This window comes from Klebsiella sp. 1SOBk5mer, assembly GCF_046603115.1.
GTDB classification, from domain to species: domain Bacteria; phylum Pseudomonadota; class Gammaproteobacteria; order Enterobacterales; family Enterobacteriaceae; genus Klebsiella; species Klebsiella quasipneumoniae.
The window spans coordinates 1-17,601 of record NZ_JBKIUU010000019.1; the positions used below are offsets into that span (position 1 = coordinate 1).

18 protein-coding genes and 1 riboswitch are annotated in these 17,601 nt (G+C 59.8%); of the genes, 10 read left to right on the forward strand and 8 right to left on the reverse strand.

Annotated features, from left to right (window positions below):
• Nucleotides 1–436 precede the first annotated feature (436 nt).
• Nucleotides 437–2,026, forward strand: coding sequence for a bifunctional phosphoribosylaminoimidazolecarboxamide formyltransferase/IMP cyclohydrolase (gene purH, locus ACLH1U_RS24520; RefSeq protein ID WP_023291607.1), 1,590 nt, complete (start codon nt 437–439; stop codon nt 2,024–2,026).
• A gap of 15 nt (nt 2,027–2,041) precedes the next feature.
• The gene (gene purD, locus ACLH1U_RS24525) at nt 2,042–3,337 is read left to right on the forward strand and encodes a phosphoribosylamine--glycine ligase (RefSeq protein ID WP_043523029.1); all 1,296 of its coding nucleotides are present in this window, start codon (nt 2,042–2,044) and stop codon (nt 3,335–3,337) included.
• Here the strand turns inward: purD and zraR are convergent.
• Together zraR and zraS are read right to left on the reverse strand one after the other, a co-directional pair.
• Entirely contained in the window at nt 3,327–4,658 is a 1,332-nt protein-coding gene (zraR, locus tag ACLH1U_RS24530) for a sigma-54-dependent response regulator transcription factor ZraR (protein WP_085551932.1), read from the reverse strand. The genes purD and zraR overlap by 11 nt on opposite strands.
• Entirely contained in the window at nt 4,645–6,039 is a 1,395-nt protein-coding gene (gene zraS / locus ACLH1U_RS24535; RefSeq protein ID WP_411299506.1) for a two-component system sensor histidine kinase ZraS, read from the reverse strand. The genes zraR and zraS overlap by 14 nt, the downstream gene beginning before the upstream one ends.
• A gap of 258 nt (nt 6,040–6,297) precedes the next feature.
• On the opposite strand from zraS, the gene zraP reads away from it, so the two are divergent.
• Nucleotides 6,298–6,735, forward strand: coding sequence for a zinc resistance sensor/chaperone ZraP (gene zraP / locus ACLH1U_RS24540; protein ID WP_064155756.1), 438 nt, complete (start codon nt 6,298–6,300; stop codon nt 6,733–6,735).
• A 3-nt stretch (nt 6,736–6,738) separates the two neighbouring features.
• On the opposite strand, the gene ACLH1U_RS24545 is transcribed toward zraP, so the two are convergent.
• The 6 genes from ACLH1U_RS24545 to nudC form a co-directional block, all read right to left on the reverse strand.
• On the reverse strand, nt 6,739–7,434 hold the full coding sequence (locus ACLH1U_RS24545; RefSeq protein ID WP_023319466.1) for a DUF1481 domain-containing protein: 696 nt from the start codon (nt 7,432–7,434) through the stop codon (nt 6,739–6,741).
• Between the two features lie 12 nt (nt 7,435–7,446).
• A complete protein-coding gene (gene hupA, locus ACLH1U_RS24550) occupies nt 7,447–7,719 on the reverse strand; it encodes a nucleoid-associated protein HU-alpha (protein WP_002884342.1) in 273 nt (90 codons plus the stop codon).
• A 186-nt stretch (nt 7,720–7,905) separates the two neighbouring features.
• Nucleotides 7,906–8,496, reverse strand: coding sequence for a YjaG family protein (locus ACLH1U_RS24555; protein WP_004206742.1), 591 nt, complete (start codon nt 8,494–8,496; stop codon nt 7,906–7,908).
• A gap of 42 nt (nt 8,497–8,538) precedes the next feature.
• Complete coding sequence (gene nfi / locus ACLH1U_RS24560; RefSeq protein WP_023291601.1) at nt 8,539–9,210, reverse strand: deoxyribonuclease V; 672 nt, start codon at nt 9,208–9,210, stop codon at nt 8,539–8,541.
• Nucleotides 9,211–9,222: 12 nt separating this feature from the next.
• On the reverse strand, nt 9,223–10,287 hold the full coding sequence (gene hemE, locus ACLH1U_RS24565) for a uroporphyrinogen decarboxylase (RefSeq protein WP_023291600.1): 1,065 nt from the start codon (nt 10,285–10,287) through the stop codon (nt 9,223–9,225).
• 40 nt (nt 10,288–10,327) lie between these two features.
• Nucleotides 10,328–11,101, reverse strand: coding sequence for an NAD(+) diphosphatase (nudC, locus tag ACLH1U_RS24570; RefSeq protein ID WP_023291599.1), 774 nt, complete (start codon nt 11,099–11,101; stop codon nt 10,328–10,330).
• Nucleotides 11,102–11,195: 94 nt separating this feature from the next.
• Here nudC and ACLH1U_RS24575 point away from each other — a divergent pair, with 94 nt between their 5' ends.
• The 7 genes from ACLH1U_RS24575 (at nt 11,196) to thiH (ending at nt 17,320) form a co-directional block, all read left to right on the forward strand.
• Complete coding sequence (locus ACLH1U_RS24575; protein ID WP_023291598.1) at nt 11,196–11,693, forward strand: Rsd/AlgQ family anti-sigma factor; 498 nt, start codon at nt 11,196–11,198, stop codon at nt 11,691–11,693.
• 53 nt (nt 11,694–11,746) lie between these two features.
• A riboswitch (TPP riboswitch) is annotated at nt 11,747–11,871 on the forward strand.
• Between the two features lie 84 nt (nt 11,872–11,955).
• Nucleotides 11,956–13,851, forward strand: a complete 1,896-nt coding sequence (gene thiC, locus ACLH1U_RS24580; RefSeq protein ID WP_023291597.1) for a phosphomethylpyrimidine synthase ThiC — start codon at nt 11,956–11,958, stop codon at nt 13,849–13,851.
• Nucleotides 13,851–14,486, forward strand: a complete 636-nt coding sequence (gene thiE / locus ACLH1U_RS24585; RefSeq protein ID WP_087849435.1) for a thiamine phosphate synthase — start codon at nt 13,851–13,853, stop codon at nt 14,484–14,486. The genes thiC and thiE overlap by 1 nt, the downstream gene beginning before the upstream one ends.
• Nucleotides 14,479–15,234 (forward strand): thiazole biosynthesis adenylyltransferase ThiF, encoded by a 756-nt coding sequence (thiF, locus tag ACLH1U_RS24590; RefSeq protein ID WP_023291595.1) that lies wholly within the window; start codon nt 14,479–14,481, stop codon nt 15,232–15,234. The genes thiE and thiF overlap by 8 nt, the downstream gene beginning before the upstream one ends.
• The gene (thiS, locus tag ACLH1U_RS24595) at nt 15,218–15,418 is read left to right on the forward strand and encodes a sulfur carrier protein ThiS (protein ID WP_017901114.1); all 201 of its coding nucleotides are present in this window, start codon (nt 15,218–15,220) and stop codon (nt 15,416–15,418) included. The genes thiF and thiS overlap by 17 nt, the downstream gene beginning before the upstream one ends.
• A gap of 1 nt (nt 15,419) precedes the next feature.
• The gene (gene thiG, locus ACLH1U_RS24600) at nt 15,420–16,190 is read left to right on the forward strand and encodes a thiazole synthase (RefSeq protein ID WP_117133248.1); all 771 of its coding nucleotides are present in this window, start codon (nt 15,420–15,422) and stop codon (nt 16,188–16,190) included.
• A complete protein-coding gene (gene thiH / locus ACLH1U_RS24605; RefSeq protein ID WP_023291594.1) occupies nt 16,187–17,320 on the forward strand; it encodes a 2-iminoacetate synthase ThiH in 1,134 nt (377 codons plus the stop codon). Before thiG ends, thiH begins: the two co-directional genes overlap by 4 nt.
• Nucleotides 17,321–17,601: the final 281 nt, after the last annotated feature.

Below are 17,601 nucleotides of genomic sequence, written 5' to 3' on the forward strand. Positions count from 1 at the left end.
TTTCCTCTTTCAGAGTCAACCCGTTTTTCAGGATTTTTCTCTTCAACCGAACCGGCTGTTTGTGTGAAGTGATTCACATCCGCCGTGTCGATGGAGGCGCATTATAGGGAGTTCTCGAGCGCCCGCAATAGAAAAATGGCAGAAAAATGACTGACTGCTGCATTCCCCAGCAAAACCCCGCTTTATACCTCTTTACACACAGAATTATCCACAGGAGAGCGTCAAAACATGACCGAACGCCCCGCGGATCGGCAGCTATATAGAAGGAGAACCATCGGCCTAAAGAGAAAGATAAAAATTCGCGAGCGTTGCGCAAACGTTTTCGTTACAATGCCGCGCTATGACACGGATGCCCGGTTGGGTGCGTTAGGTGAGTTTTTAGGCAAAAATTCACCTAACGCTCTCTGTAATGTTCAAATCCTGGGGATTTAATACCATGCAACAACGTCGTCCAGTCCGCCGCGCTCTGCTCAGTGTTTCTGACAAGGCCGGTATCGTCGAATTCGCGCAGGCGCTTTCCGCTCGTGGTGTCGAGCTGCTGTCCACCGGCGGCACCGCCCGCCTGCTGGCAGATAAAGGCCTGCCGGTAACCGAAGTCTCTGACTACACCGGTTTCCCGGAAATGATGGATGGACGCGTGAAGACCCTGCATCCGAAAGTACACGGCGGCATCCTCGGTCGTCGCGGTCAGGATGATGGCATCATGCAGCAGCACGGTATCGCGCCTATCGATATGGTGGTCGTTAACCTCTATCCGTTTGCCCAAACCGTCGCTCGTGAAGGCTGCTCGCTGGAAGACGCGGTGGAAAACATCGATATCGGCGGCCCAACCATGGTCCGCTCCGCGGCGAAGAACCACAAAGATGTCGCCATCGTGGTGAAGAGCAGCGACTACACCGCCATCATTAATGAAATGGACGCCAACGAAGGCTCCCTGACGCTGGACACCCGCTTCGACCTCGCCATTAAAGCCTTCGAACACACCGCCGCGTACGACAGCATGATCGCCAACTACTTCGGCAGCATGGTTCCGGCCTATCACGGCGAAAGCAAAGAAGCCGCTGGCCGCTTCCCACGCACCCTGAATCTGAACTTCATTAAGAAGCAGGATATGCGCTACGGCGAAAACAGCCACCAGCAGGCTGCCTTCTATATAGAAGAGAATGTCAAAGAAGCTTCCGTGGCAACCGCTACCCAGCTGCAGGGTAAAGCGCTCTCCTATAACAATATTGCCGATACCGATGCGGCGCTGGAGTGCGTGAAAGAGTTCAACGAACCGGCCTGCGTGATCGTTAAGCACGCTAACCCGTGCGGCGTTGCCGTCAGCGACTCGATCCTTGACGCCTACGATCGCGCATACAAAACCGACCCGACCTCCGCGTTCGGCGGCATCATCGCCTTCAACCGCGAGCTGGATGCCGACACCGCGCAGGCGATCATCTCTCGCCAGTTTGTCGAGGTGATCATCGCCCCGTCCGCCAGCGAAGAAGCGCTGAAAATCACTGCCGCGAAGCAGAACGTCCGCGTACTGACCTGCGGTCAGTGGGAAGCGCGCGTTGCCGGTCTCGATTTCAAACGTGTCAACGGCGGCCTGCTGGTTCAGGACCGCGATCTCGGTATGGTCACCGCAGGCGAACTGCGCGTGGTCAGTAAACGTCAGCCGAGCGAGCAAGAGCTGCGCGATGCGCTGTTCTGCTGGAAAGTGGCGAAATTCGTCAAATCCAACGCCATCGTGTATGCCAAAGACAATATGACCATCGGCATAGGCGCCGGCCAGATGAGCCGCGTCTACTCGGCGAAAATTGCCGGGATTAAAGCCGGTGACGAAGGTCTTGAAGTGAAAGGCTCCGCCATGGCCTCCGATGCCTTCTTCCCGTTCCGCGACGGGATTGACGCCGCAGCTGCGGTCGGCATCACCTGCGTTATCCAGCCGGGCGGCTCTATCCGCGACGACGAAGTGATTGCCGCCGCTGACGAACACGGCATCGCCATGATCTTCACCGATATGCGCCACTTCCGCCATTAATTCATGGAGCTGCAGATGAAAGTATTAGTAATCGGCAACGGCGGGCGTGAACACGCCCTGGCCTGGAAAGCGGCCCAATCGCCGCTGGTTGATACCGTCTACGTTGCGCCGGGCAACGCAGGTACCGCGCTGGAGCCGTCGCTGCAAAACGTCGCCATCGGCGTCACCGATATTCCGGCGCTGCTGCGCTTCGCTCAGGATGAAAATATCGACCTGACCATCGTTGGTCCGGAAGCGCCGCTGGTCATTGGCGTGGTTGACGCGTTTCGTGCCGCCGGGCTCGCCATCTTTGGGCCAACCGAAGGCGCCGCGCAGCTGGAAGGCTCAAAAGCCTTCACCAAAGATTTCCTCGCGCGTCATCATATCCCGACGGCGGAATATCAGAACTTCACCGAGGTCGAGCCAGCGCTGGCTTACCTGCGCGAGAAAGGCGCGCCGATCGTCATCAAAGCCGACGGTCTGGCGGCGGGTAAAGGCGTTATCGTGGCGATGACCCTTGAGGAAGCCGAAGCGGCGGTCAAAGACATGCTGGCCGGTAACGCCTTTGGCGACGCCGGACACCGCATCGTCATTGAAGAGTTCCTCGATGGCGAAGAGGCCAGCTTCATTGTGATGGTCGACGGCGAGCACGTCCTGCCGATGGCCACCAGCCAGGATCACAAACGCGTCGGCAACGGCGATACCGGCCCGAACACCGGTGGGATGGGCGCTTATTCTCCGGCGCCGGTCGTGACTGATGAAGTCCATCAGCGCACCATGGAGCGGATTATCTGGCCAACCGTGAAGGGCATGGCCGCGGAAGGCAACACCTATACCGGTTTCCTGTATGCCGGTCTGATGATCGACAAGCAGGGCAACCCAAAGGTCATTGAGTTCAACTGCCGCTTTGGCGATCCGGAAACCCAGCCGATCATGCTGCGCATGAAATCTGACCTGGTAGAGCTGTGCCTCGCCGCCTGCGCCGGCAAGCTGGATGAGAAAACCTCCGAGTGGGATGACCGCGCATCGCTGGGGGTAGTGGTTGCCGCCGGCGGCTATCCGGGCAACTACAACACGGGCGATGAGATCCATGGCCTACCGCAGCAGGAAGCGGCAGACGGTAAAGTCTTCCACGCCGGCACGAAACTGTCTGACGACCAGCGCGTGGTCACCAACGGCGGGCGCGTACTGTGCGTCACCGCCCTGGGCGATACCGTAGCGCAGGCGCAGCAGCGCGCCTATCAGCTGCTGACCGATATTCGCTGGGATGGCAGCTTTAGCCGAAACGATATCGGCTGGCGCGCCATTGAGCGCGAAAAGGCTAACGGCTAAGTTTCGCCAACAGCGTTTTCCGCGTAATGCCTAACTGACGGGCGGCTTCGGTTTTGTTGCCGCCCGTTTTTTCCAGCGCCGCCAGAATCACCTCTTTTTCGACTTCCACTAGCGGCTGAATCAGCCCCTCCTCGCTCCCGCCTGACGGCAGCGGCGTACCCGCGATCGCCAGCGGCAATTCCCGCCCGGAGATATAGTCCCCGGTCAGTAGCACCACCGCCCGCTCCACCGCGTTTTCCAGCTCGCGAATGTTGCCCGGCCAGGAGTAGTGGATCAGCAGATCCATCGCCTGTGGCGTGAACCCCTTTACCGCCTTACGATTGCGTTCGGCATAGCGTTTGAGAAAGTGCTGCGCCAGCGGCGGAATATCTTCCCGGCGCCGGCGCAGAGGCGGCATCTCAATAGTCACGACGTTCAGGCGGTAATAGAGATCCTGGCGAAAACGCCCGGCGCTTACCTCTTCCGCGAGGTTGCGGTGGGTGGCGGCGATCAGCCGCACATCAACGGCAAGCGTCTGGTTGCTGCCGACCCGCTGCACCTCCCGCTCCTGAATCGCCCGCAGCAGCCGGACCTGCATCAATGGCGAGATATCGCCAATTTCATCGAGGAATAGCGTGCCGCCATCCGCTTCGACAAAGCGCCCTTCACGTCGCCGATCCGCGCCGGTAAACGCCCCTTTTTCATGGCCGAAGAGTTCCGACTCCAGTAGCGACTCATTCAGCGCCGCGCAGTTGAGCGTCACCAGCGGCTTATCACCGCGCCCGCTGCAGGCGTGGATGGCGCGCGCCACCAGTTCCTTACCGGTTCCCGACTCTCCATAGATCAGCACCGTCGCATCCGAAGGGGCTACCAGCGTAATATTATTAAGAAGCGCCTGCATCGCCGGGCTGTCGCCTATCATGCCCCAACGCGAACTCGCTGCGGCGGGGTGTTCGCCCTCGCTATGCCGGGTGTGTGCCAGCGCCTGGACTAACGTTTGCTGTAACGTGTCAAAATCCAGCGGTTTAATCAGATAATCCAGCGCCCCGGACTTGATGGCCTCCACCGCCGTATCGACGCTGGAGAACGCCGTCATGATCAGCACCGGGATCGCCGGGTTATAGGCTTTAATCTCTTTTAACGTCGCGATACCGTCCATCTCCGCCATGCGAATATCGCACAGCACCAGGTCGAAGACCTGCTGATGGATCAGCCCCAGCGCCTGCAGGCCGTTGTGGGCTAATGCCACCTGATAGCCCCAGCCGTGCAGTAGCGCCTGCAGGATCGTGCAGTGGCTGATGTCATCATCGACAACCAGAATCTGTACCTTATCGCTGCTCATCTTCCCTCCGTTGAGCATCAATCGGTAGCCAAAGCGTAAATATCGCTCCAGCCCCCGGCTGACTTTCGGCGCGGATCGTCCCGCCATGTTGTTCGATAATATTCTGCACCACCGCCAGCCCCAGCCCGGTGCCGTCCGCTTTGGTGGTGAAATAGGGGGTGAAGATGGCCTGCAGCTCTTCGGCAGTCATCCCTTTACCGCTATCTGCGACGACGATTTTCATCCGCTGACGGTCAGCTTCGCTTGCCGATACGCGAATGACGCCGTCACGGCCAATCGCCTGCATCGCGTTCAGGTACAGGTTCAACAGCACCTGGTTCAGGCGGTCGGCATCGGCGTTGATCGTGGAGAGCTCCGGGCGCGGAGTGAATTGCAGCGCGATCCCGCGACTCTGCGCATCCTGGCTGACCAGCTGTAATGAGTGGTGGATAAGCGCGTTGATATCCACCGGCTGATAATTTAAATGCGCGGGCCGGACCAGCTCCAGCAGTTCGCTGACCACCCGGTTCAGGCGGTCGGCCTCTTTGGCCATCACCCGCGCTAACTGATGCGACTCGCCGCCCGGCGGCGTGCGCTCGGCAAAATATTTCGCCAGCCCTTTAATCGACGAGAGTGGATTGCGGATCTCATGCGCCACGCCCGCCGCCAGATGGCCAAGCGCCACCAGTTTCTCTTTGCGGGCCATCGCCTCCAGCAGTTGTTTCCGCGAGCGACGATAGCGGCGGAACCAGAACTGGGCGAGGATCGTTGCCGCTGTCACCAGCGCGGCGGCGCCCAGCATGATGACCATATTCCGCTGCCCGCGGGCCTGCGCGGCATCCAGCTCACGGCTATCAAAGGCGATAAAAATCACCTGCGGGGCGGTGGCTTGAGCCAGGGCGCTGTCGCCGCGATTCATCATGCCCCTATGGTGGCCGCGGGCCGGATTGAGCGGGCGAAACTGGCGATAGACCTCCATGGCCGGCTGCGGCTCGCTAAGCCGCCGCCAGCGCGCCTGTTCGCCAACCGCCAGCGCACGCATCTGCGCGGGGCTGTAGAGCGTTTGGCCCACCTGCTGCGGATCGCTGTGAGCGATGATGGTGCCATTGTCATCAGTCACCGCGAACCACAGGACGCCCGGCTGCCAGGCCATCTCTTCCAGCAGGGCCTGCAGCTGCGCGTGATGCATCCGCATTCCCATGCCGACGCGCGTGCCGGACTCCAGCGCGCGGATCAGTACGCTCCCCTTCTCCTCAATAGTGTGTCGGGCGGCGGTCGTCTCACGACCGTGATCGCGGACGATCATCGCGGAGAACAGCACCACCAGCAGCACCACCGTACCGGTCAGCAGCCAGCTCAGCACGCCAGCGGCAGCGTCCCGTGAAAAAGGTTTGATCTTCATCGGCGAGTCCTTGTCATCTCCTTTTCGCTATCAGCAGGATCTTTCAGCAGAAATCATGCCATGTTTCCGCACGGCCAAACCTGCTCTCAAACATATCGCCTGCGCTTTAGCGAGTAAAAATGACTCGCCGGTCCCGGGCGGAACGGGTCATTTTTACTCGCCTTCTCTGCCACGGCCTCGGCAGACCTGTTCGGACGGGCTTCTTCAGGCTGGCATGGAAGATGCAATACCGGGAGAAACCACACAGGAGAAAATGCCATGAAACGGAACCGTAACTTATCTCTCGCCCTCGTCACCCTTGCCGCGCTGACCTTCGGCAGCAACGCGGCCTGGGCCAACCACCACTGGGGCAACAATAACGGGATGGGCAACCAGGGCTACAGCCAGCTGACCCAGGAGCAGCAGGCTACCGCGCAAAAGCTGCATAACGACTACTATGCGCAAACCAGCGCCCTTCGCCAGCAGCTGCAGTCCAAACGCTATGAGTACAATGCGCTGCTCACGGCGCAAAAGCCGGACAGCGGCAAGATTGAAGCCGTCGCTCAGGAGATGGAAGGCTTACGCCAGAAGCTGGATCAGCAGCGGGTGAAATTTGATCTCGCGCTGGCTGAGGCAGGCGTTCCCCGCGGCGCAGGCATGGGATATGGCGGCTGTCGCGGTAGCGGCGGCGGTCATATGGGCATGAATCACTGGTAAAGGTTAGAAGCTTTTTTCCGTCGGCTGCCAGGTGCAGAAGTTTTCATTGGCCACCAGCAGCAGTTGAGAGCCTTCCGGCGCCTCAAGCCAGGCAATGCTCACCGCGGCGGAAGCGTGGCTCTGGCGGCGTTCAATGTGCGCCAGCGCCCGACTATCGAGGTCGGGCGTCACCGTCTGCCCTTCGCAGGTCAGGACGGTATGCGCGGCGGCGTTCCAGCGCCCCTGACGCAGGACGACCCGACCCTGACGGAGGGCATCGCTGGTCTGGCGGATCTGCTCGGCGCGATAACGGTACAGCGCGACCTGGTCGCTGGAGAGCTGCTGCTTCTGCCCGTCAACTTCCCGCTGCATAAAGCTCAGATCGCCCTGCGCGTCAAAGCGGGCGCGAATATGTTCCGGCGGCTTGCCGTAGACATTGAGTTCAATAAGCGTCAGCTGATCGCCCTGCCAGCGATATTCGCTGGTCGAGGTGTCCCCATGACGCCACGGGCTGAAGGCGGCGAGAAGATGGACTTCATCGCCAGAATCTTTACGCCAGATACGCATCGCCCCCTGGTTGTCCGCATAACCGCTGGCGGTAAACGGTGGTAGCGACGCGTTATGGCTGCAGGCAGTTAGCAACAGGATGCCCGCCAGCGCCAGAGGCCGGCGCCAGACAGACAAAAGGGGCTTAATAGCCCCTTCGATAAAACTGTTCACTGCCACGCGGTCTTACTTAACTGCGTCTTTCAGTGCTTTGCCAGAAACAAATGCCGGCACGTTAGCTGCAGCGATTTTGATCTCTTTACCGGTCTGCGGGTTGCGGCCAGTACGCTCAGCGCGGTGGTTCACTTTGAAGGTACCGAAACCAACCAGTTGAACAGCATCACCTTCTTTCAGAGACTCAGTAATTGCAGCCAGGGTAGATTCCAGGGCAGCTTTAGCCTGTGCTTTGGACAGGTCAGCTTTGTCCGCAATTACATCAATCAGTTGAGTCTTGTTCATAAGTTATCCTTACAATGTGTTTATCGCTTGCTAAGCATCGAGTGCGACGGAAATGCCAAAAAAGCACCCTCCTGCATACACGCACCGATAGCCACTTTTTTTCGCCCTCCAAATGTAGACCAGACGGGGGGCGGAATGGAAGCCTTCAGACGCTACAATTCAGGCGGTAAATCACGTTTTCTGGTCTCACTGCTGAAAATTTATACCAATATTGCTCTCGCCGGCCTCACGCAGGTCCGCGCGCAGGCCTTTTATCAGCTCAAGGTCACGCTCTTCGCAGTCAGCCAGCAGGCGGAAAATTTCCCACTGAATGTCCCATTCCTGCTCTACCGCCGGGTTCGCTTTCAGCTCTTCGTCGGTCATTTCGCGGCCTTCCTGGGTCATTTCCAGCATCGCCACGGTGGTGATGGAGGTTTTGCTCACCTCGATCGCGTGCTCGAGCGTTTCGCCGCTCAGACGGGAATGGATCAGTTCGCTCAACGCCACGCAGGCGTCTATGGCCGGATAAACACCGTACAGGTCGAAATCATCTGCCGCCGGGATCGCCTCTTCCAGTTTCTCCAGCTGACTGTCGAAATTCACCTTCGCATCTTTGACCGTCAGCGTTTCCCAGATCAGATCCAGGATACGACGGTACAGCTGGCCGTCGCCAAACTCGGTTTGCTTGCAGAACATCGCGTAGTTGGGGTACATACGCTCGCACAGGCAGGCCATAAAAGTGACATGCTGCCAGCTTTCCAGCTTCTCCAGGCGCAGGTGAATCGGGTTTTGTAACATGATGAATTCTCGAAGTCAGAAATTAGGCGCAGTGTACCTGAATCAGCTGTGATTTGCTTGCCAACGCACAAATGACGGACGACGGGACGCCACCGCATCAGCCCAGCGCGTCGGCTCGGGCAGACGATAGCCTCGCATGCAGCGTTCGACCCACATTAAGGCGCTGTCCATGCCCACCCGGTGGCCGGTGCTAATAAACAGCGGGTTGCAGCGGACTTTACTGCGCCAGACCCAGGCCAGTTGCTCATTTTTATCCATCAGCGGGGCCAGCGCGCCGGGGGCATCACCCAGTTCGCCGATTTTTCCACACAGCCGTTTTTTCGCCACCCCGATGGTCGGCACGTCGATCATCAGGCCAAAATGGCTGGCGACGCCCAGCCGCCGGGGATGGGAAATACCGTGCCCGTCAACAAACAACAGGTCCGGTTTTTGCGAAAGCTGCTCCCACGCCGCCAGCAGCGCAGGCGTTTCGCGAAACGAGAGAAAGCCGGGAATATAGGGCATGGAGGTGGCGACGCGCGCCACCTGATACTCCACCAGCTCCAGTTCAGGCCAGGTCAGCAGCACCATCGCAGCTCGGGTGACTTCCCCTTCCTGCTCAAACCCGACATCCGCACCGCCGATCAATACTGGCGGGTCGCGATCCAGTCGATCCGCCCGCTCTACCGACGCGGCTAACTGTTGCTGTTGGATACGGAGTGCGGCTAAATCCATATGGCTGATCTCCTACTGGTGATAGGGTGCGGAAAGACGATGCACCGCTTCAACAAAGACGCCCGCATGCTCAGGATCAACGTCCTGATGGATGCCGTGGCCGAGGTTAAAGACGTGGCCTTCCCCCTGACCAAAGCCGGCGAGGATGGTCGCGACTTCTTCTTCAATACGCGCGGCGGGCGCATAGAGCATGGACGGATCCATATTGCCCTGCAGCGCGACTTTGTTGCCCACGCGACGACGGGCATCGGCAATATCGGTGGTCCAGTCGAGACCCAGCGCGTCACAGCCGGTCTCCGCCATCGCTTCCAGCCACTGACCGCCGCCTTTGGTGAACAGCGTCACCGGCACGCGGCGGCCTTCGTTTTCCCGCAGCAGGCCATCGACGATTTTATGCATGTAGTAGAGGGAGAACTGCTGGTAGTCGCGGCCGGTCAGCACCCCGCCCCAGGTGTCAAAAATCATCACCGACTGCGCGCCGGCTTTGATCTGCGCGTTGAGATACAGGGTGACGCTCTTCGCCAGCTTATCCAGCAGCGCGTGCAGCGCCTGCGGGTCGGCGTACATCATCTTTTTGATGACGGTGAAAGCCTTGCTGCTGCCGCCTTCCACCATGTAGGTCGCCAGCGTCCATGGGCTACCGGAAAAACCGATCAGCGGCACTTCGCCTTTCAGTTCGCGGCGAATGGTGCGCACGGCATTCATCACGTAACCCAGTTCCTGCTCGGGATCCGGGACTGGCAGCTTGTCGACGTCGGCTTTGCTTTTCACCGGCGAGGTGAAGCGCGGGCCTTCGCCTGCCTCAAAGTACAGCCCCAGCCCCATGGCGTCCGGGATGGTCAGGATGTCCGAAAAGAGGATCGCCGCGTCCAGCGGGTAACGACGCAGCGGCTGGAGCGTCACTTCGCAGGCCAGCTCGGCATTTTTACACAGCGACATAAAGTCGCCCGCTTGCGCACGGGTGGCTTTGTACTCCGGTAAATAGCGGCCCGCCTGGCGCATCATCCACACCGGGGTGACATCAACCGGCTGACGCAGCAGCGCGCGCAGGTAACGATCGTTCTTCAGTTCGGTCATTTTTACATTCCTTTAGCGTTGATACGCCCAGTGTAACATGTCACTCGAACTCTGCCCGACACATCGCGACGGTATCTTCGATAAGCCGGCGCGCCACCGTCCCCGGCGGCGGCAGAAGCGGCAGATCGTCATAGCGGTACCAGTCCGCGCTGAGTAACTCTTTTTTATCCACCACGATATCGCCCTCCGCGTAATCCGCCATAAAGGCAGTCATCAGCGACTGCGGGAACGGCCACGGTTGAGAAGTCACGTAGCGCAGATTTTTCACCCGGATACCGCTCTCCTCCATCACCTCACGGGCAACGGCCTGCTCGAGGGTTTCGCCGACCTCGACGAACCCGGCCAGCACGGTGTGTACCCCATTGCGATGTCGGGTATGTTGCGCCAGCAGGATCGCATCGTCGCGACGGATAGCGACGATAATGCACGGGGCAATTTGCGGGTAGTAACGTTCACGACAGTGGCTGCACAGCATCGCCCATTCGCTTTTACTGGCATGCATCGGGTGACCGCAGTAGCCGCAAAATTTATGCGATCGATAAAATTCGGCGAGCTGGATCCCCCGTCCCGCCAGCTGAAAGAGTCCCGGATCCTGATCCAGCACCTGGCGTAACGATCCCATGTCATGGCGGCGATCCTGGCGCACCATCCACACCGGATCGCCCTGCCATTCGCCGATATGCAGCGCATGCTGGCCGACAAGATCGAAATTAACCGCTTCGCCATGTGGTAATTCTCCACCTGGCAACCATAATTTTTGTTCGTGACTGACAACCCACCAGCCGCGATCTAATTTTTCAATAATACGATCCATATCTATTGCACTACCTTTGCTTCACTGGCATGTTGTTAACATTATATTTACATTTTTGGTGAGCAGATTTAAATCAAAACTAGCGGAGTCAATCATGCTAAACCAGCTGGAAAATCTGACGGAGCGCGTTGGCGGTAGTAATGAACTGGTCGATCGCTGGCTACAAGTGCGTAAGCATCTGCTCGTGGCTTACTACAATCTGGTTGGCCTGAAACCGGGCAAAGAGTCGTTTATGCGGCTAAACGAAAAGGCGCTGGATGACTTTTGCCAAAGTCTGGTGGATTACCTCTCGTCCGGTCATTTTAGTATTTATGAACGCATTATTGGCGAAATGGAAGGCGATACCCCACTTTTAGCCGCCACCCGGCTTTACCCGCAGCTGGAAGCCAATACCCAGCAGATGATGGACTACTACGATACCTGCCTCGAAAACGCCATTGATCATGATAACTACCTTGAATTTCAGCAGGCGCTGTCGGATATCGGCGAGTCGCTGGAAGCGCGTTTCGCCCTGGAAGATAAACTGATCGCCCTCGCCGTCGCCCATCATCTGAACGATGAGGTGCGCGATAATATTGCCCCGACCGCTTGAGTTGTGCGCAATTAACGAGTAGTTTACCTTCATTCCCCCTCTCCGGAGGGGATGTCATCTTGTCGGAGTGCTTATTTTCCATGTGAAGGCTAACGTGGAAAAGGCTGAGACCGTTAATTCGGGATCCGCGGAACCTGATCAGGCTAATACCTGCGAAGGGAACAAGAGTAAACTGCTGTTCGCGTCAGTCCGTCAGGGCCGATCGCATCTGTTACTCCATCCGTCGTCTGACAAGCCATGTCCTTTTCATCTGGAATGCGCTATGTCTACTACCAAACTGACCCGTCGTGAGCTACGCGAGCACGCGCAGCGATTTATCGATACGCTGGAAGGCGCTGCTTTCCCTAATTCGCGCCGTATCTACATTCAAGGTTCACAAGCGGATATCCGCGTCCCAATGCGTGAAATCCAGCTCAGCCCAACCCTCGTCGGCGGCGATAACGATAACCCACAGTACGAAGCCAACGAACCGATCCCGGTGTATGACACCTCCGGACCTTATGGCGACCCGGATATTGGCATTAATGTCCGCCAGGGGCTTGCCAGGCTGCGCCAGCCGTGGATCGACGCGCGCAATGACTGCGCCCCGCTCAGCGAACGCAGCTCGGCCTATACCAAAGCGCGGCTGGCCGATGACGGCCTTGATGAGCTGCGCTTCAATAGCCAGCTGAAGCCAAAACGCGCCGTTGCCGGCAAATGTGTTACCCAACTGCACTACGCCCGCCAGGGGATCGTCACCCCGGAGATGGAGTTCATTGCCATTCGCGAAAACATGGGCCGCGAACGTATTCGCAGCGAAGTTCTGCGCCAGCAGCATGCCGGCGAAGGCTTCGGCGCCCGCCTGCCGGAAAACATTACCCCTGAGTTCGTCCGTGATGAAGTTGCCGCCGGGCGCGCCATCATCCCGGCCAATATCAACCACCCGGAGTCTGAGCCGATGATTATCGGCCGCAACTTCCTGGTAAAAGTGAATGCTAATATCGGCAACTCGGCGGTGACCTCCTCCATCGAAGAAGAGGTCGAGAAGCTGGTCTGGTCCACCCGCTGGGGCGCCGATACGGTGATGGATCTCTCCACCGGCCGCTATATCCACGAAACCCGCGAGTGGATCCTGCGAAACAGTCCGGTACCGATCGGCACCGTACCGATTTACCAGGCGCTGGAGAAAGTCAACGGCATCGCCGAGAATCTCACCTGGGAAGCCTTCCGCGATACCCTGCTGGAACAGGCCGAACAGGGCGTCGACTACTTCACCATTCACGCCGGCGTACTGCTGCGCTACGTCCCGATGACCGCGAAGCGTCTGACCGGCATCGTTTCGCGCGGCGGCTCAATCATGGCCAAATGGTGCCTGTCGCACCATCAGGAAAACTTTCTCTACCAGCATTTCCGCGAAATCTGCGAAATCTGCGCCGCCTATGACGTGTCGCTGTCGCTGGGCGATGGCCTGCGCCCCGGCTCCATTCAGGATGCCAACGACGAAGCGCAGTTCTCCGAGCTGCGCACCCTCGGCGAGCTGACGAAAATCGCCTGGGAGTATGACGTGCAGGTGATGATCGAGGGCCCCGGCCACGTGCCGATGCAGATGATCCGCCGCAATATGACCGAGGAGCTGGAGCACTGCCACGAAGCGCCGTTCTACACCCTCGGGCCGCTCACCACCGACATTGCGCCGGGCTACGACCATTTCACCTCCGGCATCGGCGCGGCGATGATCGGCTGGTTCGGCTGCGCCATGCTGTGCTATGTCACGCCAAAAGAGCATCTCGGCCTGCCCAACAAAGAGGATGTGAAGCAGGGGTTGATTACCTACAAAATCGCCGCCCACGCCGCCGACCTGGCGAAAGGTCACCCCGGGGCGCAGATCCGCGATAACGCCATGTCGAAGGCGCGCTTTGAATTCCGCTGGGAAGACCAGTTTAACCTCGCGCTGGATCCGTTTACCGCCCGGGCCTATCACGATGAAACCCTGCCGCAGGAATCCGGCAAAGTTGCCCACTTCTGCTCCATGTGCGGTCCGAAATTCTGCTCAATGAAGATCACTCAGGAAGTCCGCGATTACGCCGCCAGACAGGCCATCGACGCCGGCATGGCCGATATGTCGCATCACTTCCGCGCCCGCGGCGGCGAAATCTACCTGAAACAGGAGGAAGTCTGATGTATCAGCCTGATTTTCCACCCGTCCCGTTTCGTCTCGGACTCTACCCGGTAGTGGACAGCGTGGCGTGGATTGAGCGCCTGCTCAAAGCCGGGGTACGTACTCTTCAGTTACGCATCAAAGACCGACGCGACAGCGAGGTGGAGGATGACGTCATCGCCGCCATCGCCCTTGGCCGCCGCTATCACGCCCGGCTGTTCATTAACGATTACTGGCGACTGGCGATCAAGCACCAGGCCTACGGCGTGCATCTCGGACAAGAAGATCTGGAAACCACCGATCTGAGCGCCATCCGCCAAGCCGGGCTACGTCTGGGCGTCTCCACCCATGACGATATGGAGATTGATGTCGCCCTGGCGGCGCGCCCCTCTTACATCGCCCTGGGTCACGTCTTCCCGACGCAAACCAAACAGATGCCCTCCGCGCCGCAGGGGCTCGATCAGCTTGCCAGACATATCCAACGCCTGGCGGATTACCCCACCGTGGCGATCGGCGGAATTAGCCTTGAAAAGGCCCCGGCGGTGCTGGCGACCGGCGTCGGCAGTATCGCAGTGGTCAGCGCCATCACCCAGGCGGCGGACTGGCGGGCAGCGACCGACCAGCTGCTGGCGCTGGCGGGAGCGGGCGATGAATGATCACGACTTTATGCGCTATAGCCGTCAGCTGCTGCTGGAGGATATCGCCATCGAGGGGCAGCAGAAGCTGTTAGCCAGCCGGGTGCTGATTATCGGCCTTGGCGGGCTGGGCTCCCCGGCGGCGCTCTATCTGGCCGGGGCTGGCGTCGGGACGCTGACCCTGGCCGATGACGACGCCGTGCATCTCAGCAATCTGCAGCGACAGATCCTGTTCACCAGCGCGGATATCGATCGGCCAAAAGCCGCGGCGGCAAAGACGCGGCTCAGCCAGCTAAATCCGCAGATCAAACTGGTTGCGCTCCAGCAGCGATTAAGCGGCGAGGCGCTGCGCGCCGAGGTGGCGAAAGCGGACGTGGTGCTGGACTGTACCGATAACATGGTCACCCGCCAGGCGATCAATGCCGCCTGCGTGGCCCTCGACATCCCTTTAGTGACCGCCAGCGCCGTCGGCTTCGGCGGTCAGCTGATGGTGCTCACCCCCCCCTGGACGCAGGGTTGCTATCGCTGCCTGTGGCCGGATAGCGACGAACCGCAGCGCAACTGCCGCACCGCGGGGATCGTCGGCCCGGTGGTCGGCATGATGGGCACGCTGCAGGCGCTGGAAGCCATCAAGCTGCTCAGCGGCATGACGACGCCGCGCAACACTCTGCGGCTGTTCGACGCCCGCACCAGCAACTGGCGTAACCTGGCGCTACAGCGTTCCCGGGGCTGCCCGATTTGCGGAGGGCGGCATGCAGATCTGGTTTAACGACGAGCCGCTGGCGTGCGCCGACCATCTCAGCGTCAGCGCCCTGCTGACCCAGCTCGAACAGCTGCAGCCGGGCGTCGCGCTGGCGCTCAATCAACACATTCTGCCGCGCGACCGGTGGGAAGATCATCTCTTGCAGGAAGGCGATCGAGTCCTGCTTTTTCAGGTTATCGCTGGAGGCTGACATGTTACGTATTGCAGACAAAACATTTGAATCCCATCTTTTCACCGGTACCGGCAAATTCGCCGCCCCGGAGGTGATGGTTGAGGCGATTCGCGCCTCGGGCAGCCAGCTGGTCACCCTGGCGATGAAGCGCGTCGATTTACGTCAGCACAATGACGCCATCCTCGCCCCGCTGCTGGCGGCGGGAGTCAGCCTGCTGCCGAATACCTCGGGCGCCAAGACAGCGGAAGAGGCGGTATTTGCCGCCCACCTGGCACGGGAAGCCTTGGGCACCCACTGGCTGAAACTGGAGATCCACCCGGACGCCCGCTGGCTGCTGCCCGACCCGATTGAAACCCTGAAAGCGGCGGAGCTGCTGGTCCGCGAAGGGTTCGTGGTGCTGCCCTACTGCGGCGCCGACCCGGTGCTGTGTAAACGGCTGGAAGAGGCTGGCTGCGCGGCGGTGATGCCCCTGGGAGCGCCGATCGGCTCCAATCAGGGGCTGGAAACCAAAGCCATGCTGGAGATTATTATCGAGCAGGCGACGGTGCCGGTGGTGGTCGACGCCGGCATCGGCGTCCCAAGCCATGCGGCGCAGGCGCTGGAAATGGGCGCGGACGCGGTGCTGGTCAATACCGCTATTGCCGTCGCCGACGATCCCGTGGCCATGGCCCACGCTTTCCGTATGGCGGTCGAGGCCGGCTTGCTGGCCCGTCAGGCCGGACCGGGGGCGCGCAGCGCGCAGGCGCAGGCCACCAGCCCGCTCACCGGATTCCTGGAGGCGCTGGCATGAAAACCTTCAGCGATCGCTGGCGGCAGCTGGAGTGGGACGACATCCGCCTGCGCATCAACGGTAAAACCGCCGCCGATGTCGAACGGGCGCTGGCGGCCAAACAGCTGACCCGCGACGACATGATGGCCCTGCTTTCGCCGGCGGCGGCCGGGTATCTTGAACCTCTGGCCCAGCGCGCGCAGCGGCTTACCCGTCAGCGCTTCGGCAATACCGTCAGCTTCTACGTGCCGCTGTATCTTTCCAACCTGTGCGCCAACGACTGCACCTACTGCGGCTTCTCGATGAGCAACCGCATTAAGCGCAAGACGCTGGATGCTGCCGAGATTGCCCGCGAGTGCGCCGCGATCCGCGACCTGGGCTTTGAGCATCTGCTGCTGGTGACCGGTGAGCATCAGGGCAAGGTGGGAATGGATTATTTCCGCCAGCACCTGCCGGCAATCCGCAGCCAGTTTGCCTCGCTGCATATGGAGGTGCAGCCGCTGGCGACCGACGAGTATGCCGAGCTGAAAACCCTGGGGCTCGACGGGGTGATGGTCTATCAGGAGACCTATCACGAAAGCATGTACGCTCAGCACCACCTGAAAGGGAAAAAGCAGGATTTCTTCTGGCGGCTGGATACGCCGGATCGCCTGGGCGAGGCGGGGATCGATAAGATCGGCCTTGGCGCGCTGATCGGCCTTTCCGACAGCTGGCGGGTGGACTGCTTTATGGTCGCTGAGCACCTGTTATGGCTGCAGCAACGCTACTGGCGCAGCCGCTATTCGGTCTCCTTCCCGCGTCTGCGTCCCTGCGCCGGCGGCATTGAACCGGCCTCGCTAATGGATGAGCGTCAGCTGGTGCAGACCATCTGCGCCTTCCGCCTGCTGGCGCCGGAGGTTGAGCTATCGCTATCCACCCGCGAGTCCCCCTGGTTCCGCGACCGGGTGATCCCGCTGGCGATCAATAACGTCAGCGCCTTCTCCAAAACCCAGCCCGGGGGTTACGCCGACGACCATCCGGAGCTTGAGCAGTTCGCGCCGCACGATGACCGTCGGCCTGAAGAAGTCGCCAGCGCGCTGGCTGCCCGCGGCCTGCAGCCGGTGTGGAAAGACTGGGACAGCTGGCTGGGACGCGCCTCGCAAACCTCATGATGTACAGTGTAAGCGCCTGATATTTTTGCGCGCCTGCACGAGAGATGAAAAACGGAGGCTGGCCCGCCAGGCGCCCTTTTTCTATTCTGCCCGGGTCAGCAGCGGACGCTGACCAGGGCGAACCTTTTCTTCCTCATTTTCGCCCTGCCTCTCCGCGCTGATCGAGGGCCTGTTCATTGTCGCCGAATATAAATCACGATACATGAAGGCCTCAGAGTTATAATTGAGCAATAGTTAACTGATTCGATCGGCAGGCGTCGCAGTCGCAACCTGCGTTCGGA

Excerpts from the sequence above, each read along its gene's own strand:
- thiH (WP_023291594.1), top strand. The coding sequence starts at position 16,187 with ATGAAAACCTTCAGCGATCGCTGGCGGCAGCTGGAGTGGGACGACATC.
- thiF (WP_023291595.1), top strand. The coding sequence starts at position 14,479 with ATGAATGATCACGACTTTATGCGCTATAGCCGTCAGCTGCTGCTGGAG.
- thiE (WP_087849435.1), top strand. The coding sequence starts at position 13,851 with ATGTATCAGCCTGATTTTCCACCCGTCCCGTTTCGTCTCGGACTCTAC.
- nfi (WP_023291601.1), bottom strand. The coding sequence starts at position 9,210 with ATGGATTTAGCCGCACTCCGTATCCAACAGCAACAGTTAGCCGCGTCG.
- ACLH1U_RS24575 (WP_023291598.1), top strand. The coding sequence starts at position 11,196 with ATGCTAAACCAGCTGGAAAATCTGACGGAGCGCGTTGGCGGTAGTAAT.
- hemE (WP_023291600.1), bottom strand. The coding sequence starts at position 10,287 with ATGACCGAACTGAAGAACGATCGTTACCTGCGCGCGCTGCTGCGTCAG.
- purD (WP_043523029.1), top strand. The coding sequence starts at position 2,042 with ATGAAAGTATTAGTAATCGGCAACGGCGGGCGTGAACACGCCCTGGCC.
- purH (WP_023291607.1), top strand. The coding sequence starts at position 437 with ATGCAACAACGTCGTCCAGTCCGCCGCGCTCTGCTCAGTGTTTCTGAC.
- hupA (WP_002884342.1), bottom strand. The coding sequence starts at position 7,719 with ATGAACAAGACTCAACTGATTGATGTAATTGCGGACAAAGCTGACCTG.
- thiS (WP_017901114.1), top strand. The coding sequence starts at position 15,218 with ATGCAGATCTGGTTTAACGACGAGCCGCTGGCGTGCGCCGACCATCTC.
- ACLH1U_RS24555 (WP_004206742.1), bottom strand. The coding sequence starts at position 8,496 with ATGTTACAAAACCCGATTCACCTGCGCCTGGAGAAGCTGGAAAGCTGG.
- nudC (WP_023291599.1), bottom strand. The coding sequence starts at position 11,101 with ATGGATCGTATTATTGAAAAATTAGATCGCGGCTGGTGGGTTGTCAGT.
- zraR (WP_085551932.1), bottom strand. The coding sequence starts at position 4,658 with ATGAGCAGCGATAAGGTACAGATTCTGGTTGTCGATGATGACATCAGC.
- zraS (WP_411299506.1), bottom strand. The coding sequence starts at position 6,039 with ATGAAGATCAAACCTTTTTCACGGGACGCTGCCGCTGGCGTGCTGAGC.
- zraP (WP_064155756.1), top strand. The coding sequence starts at position 6,298 with ATGAAACGGAACCGTAACTTATCTCTCGCCCTCGTCACCCTTGCCGCG.
- thiG (WP_117133248.1), top strand. The coding sequence starts at position 15,420 with ATGTTACGTATTGCAGACAAAACATTTGAATCCCATCTTTTCACCGGT.
- thiC (WP_023291597.1), top strand. The coding sequence starts at position 11,956 with ATGTCTACTACCAAACTGACCCGTCGTGAGCTACGCGAGCACGCGCAG.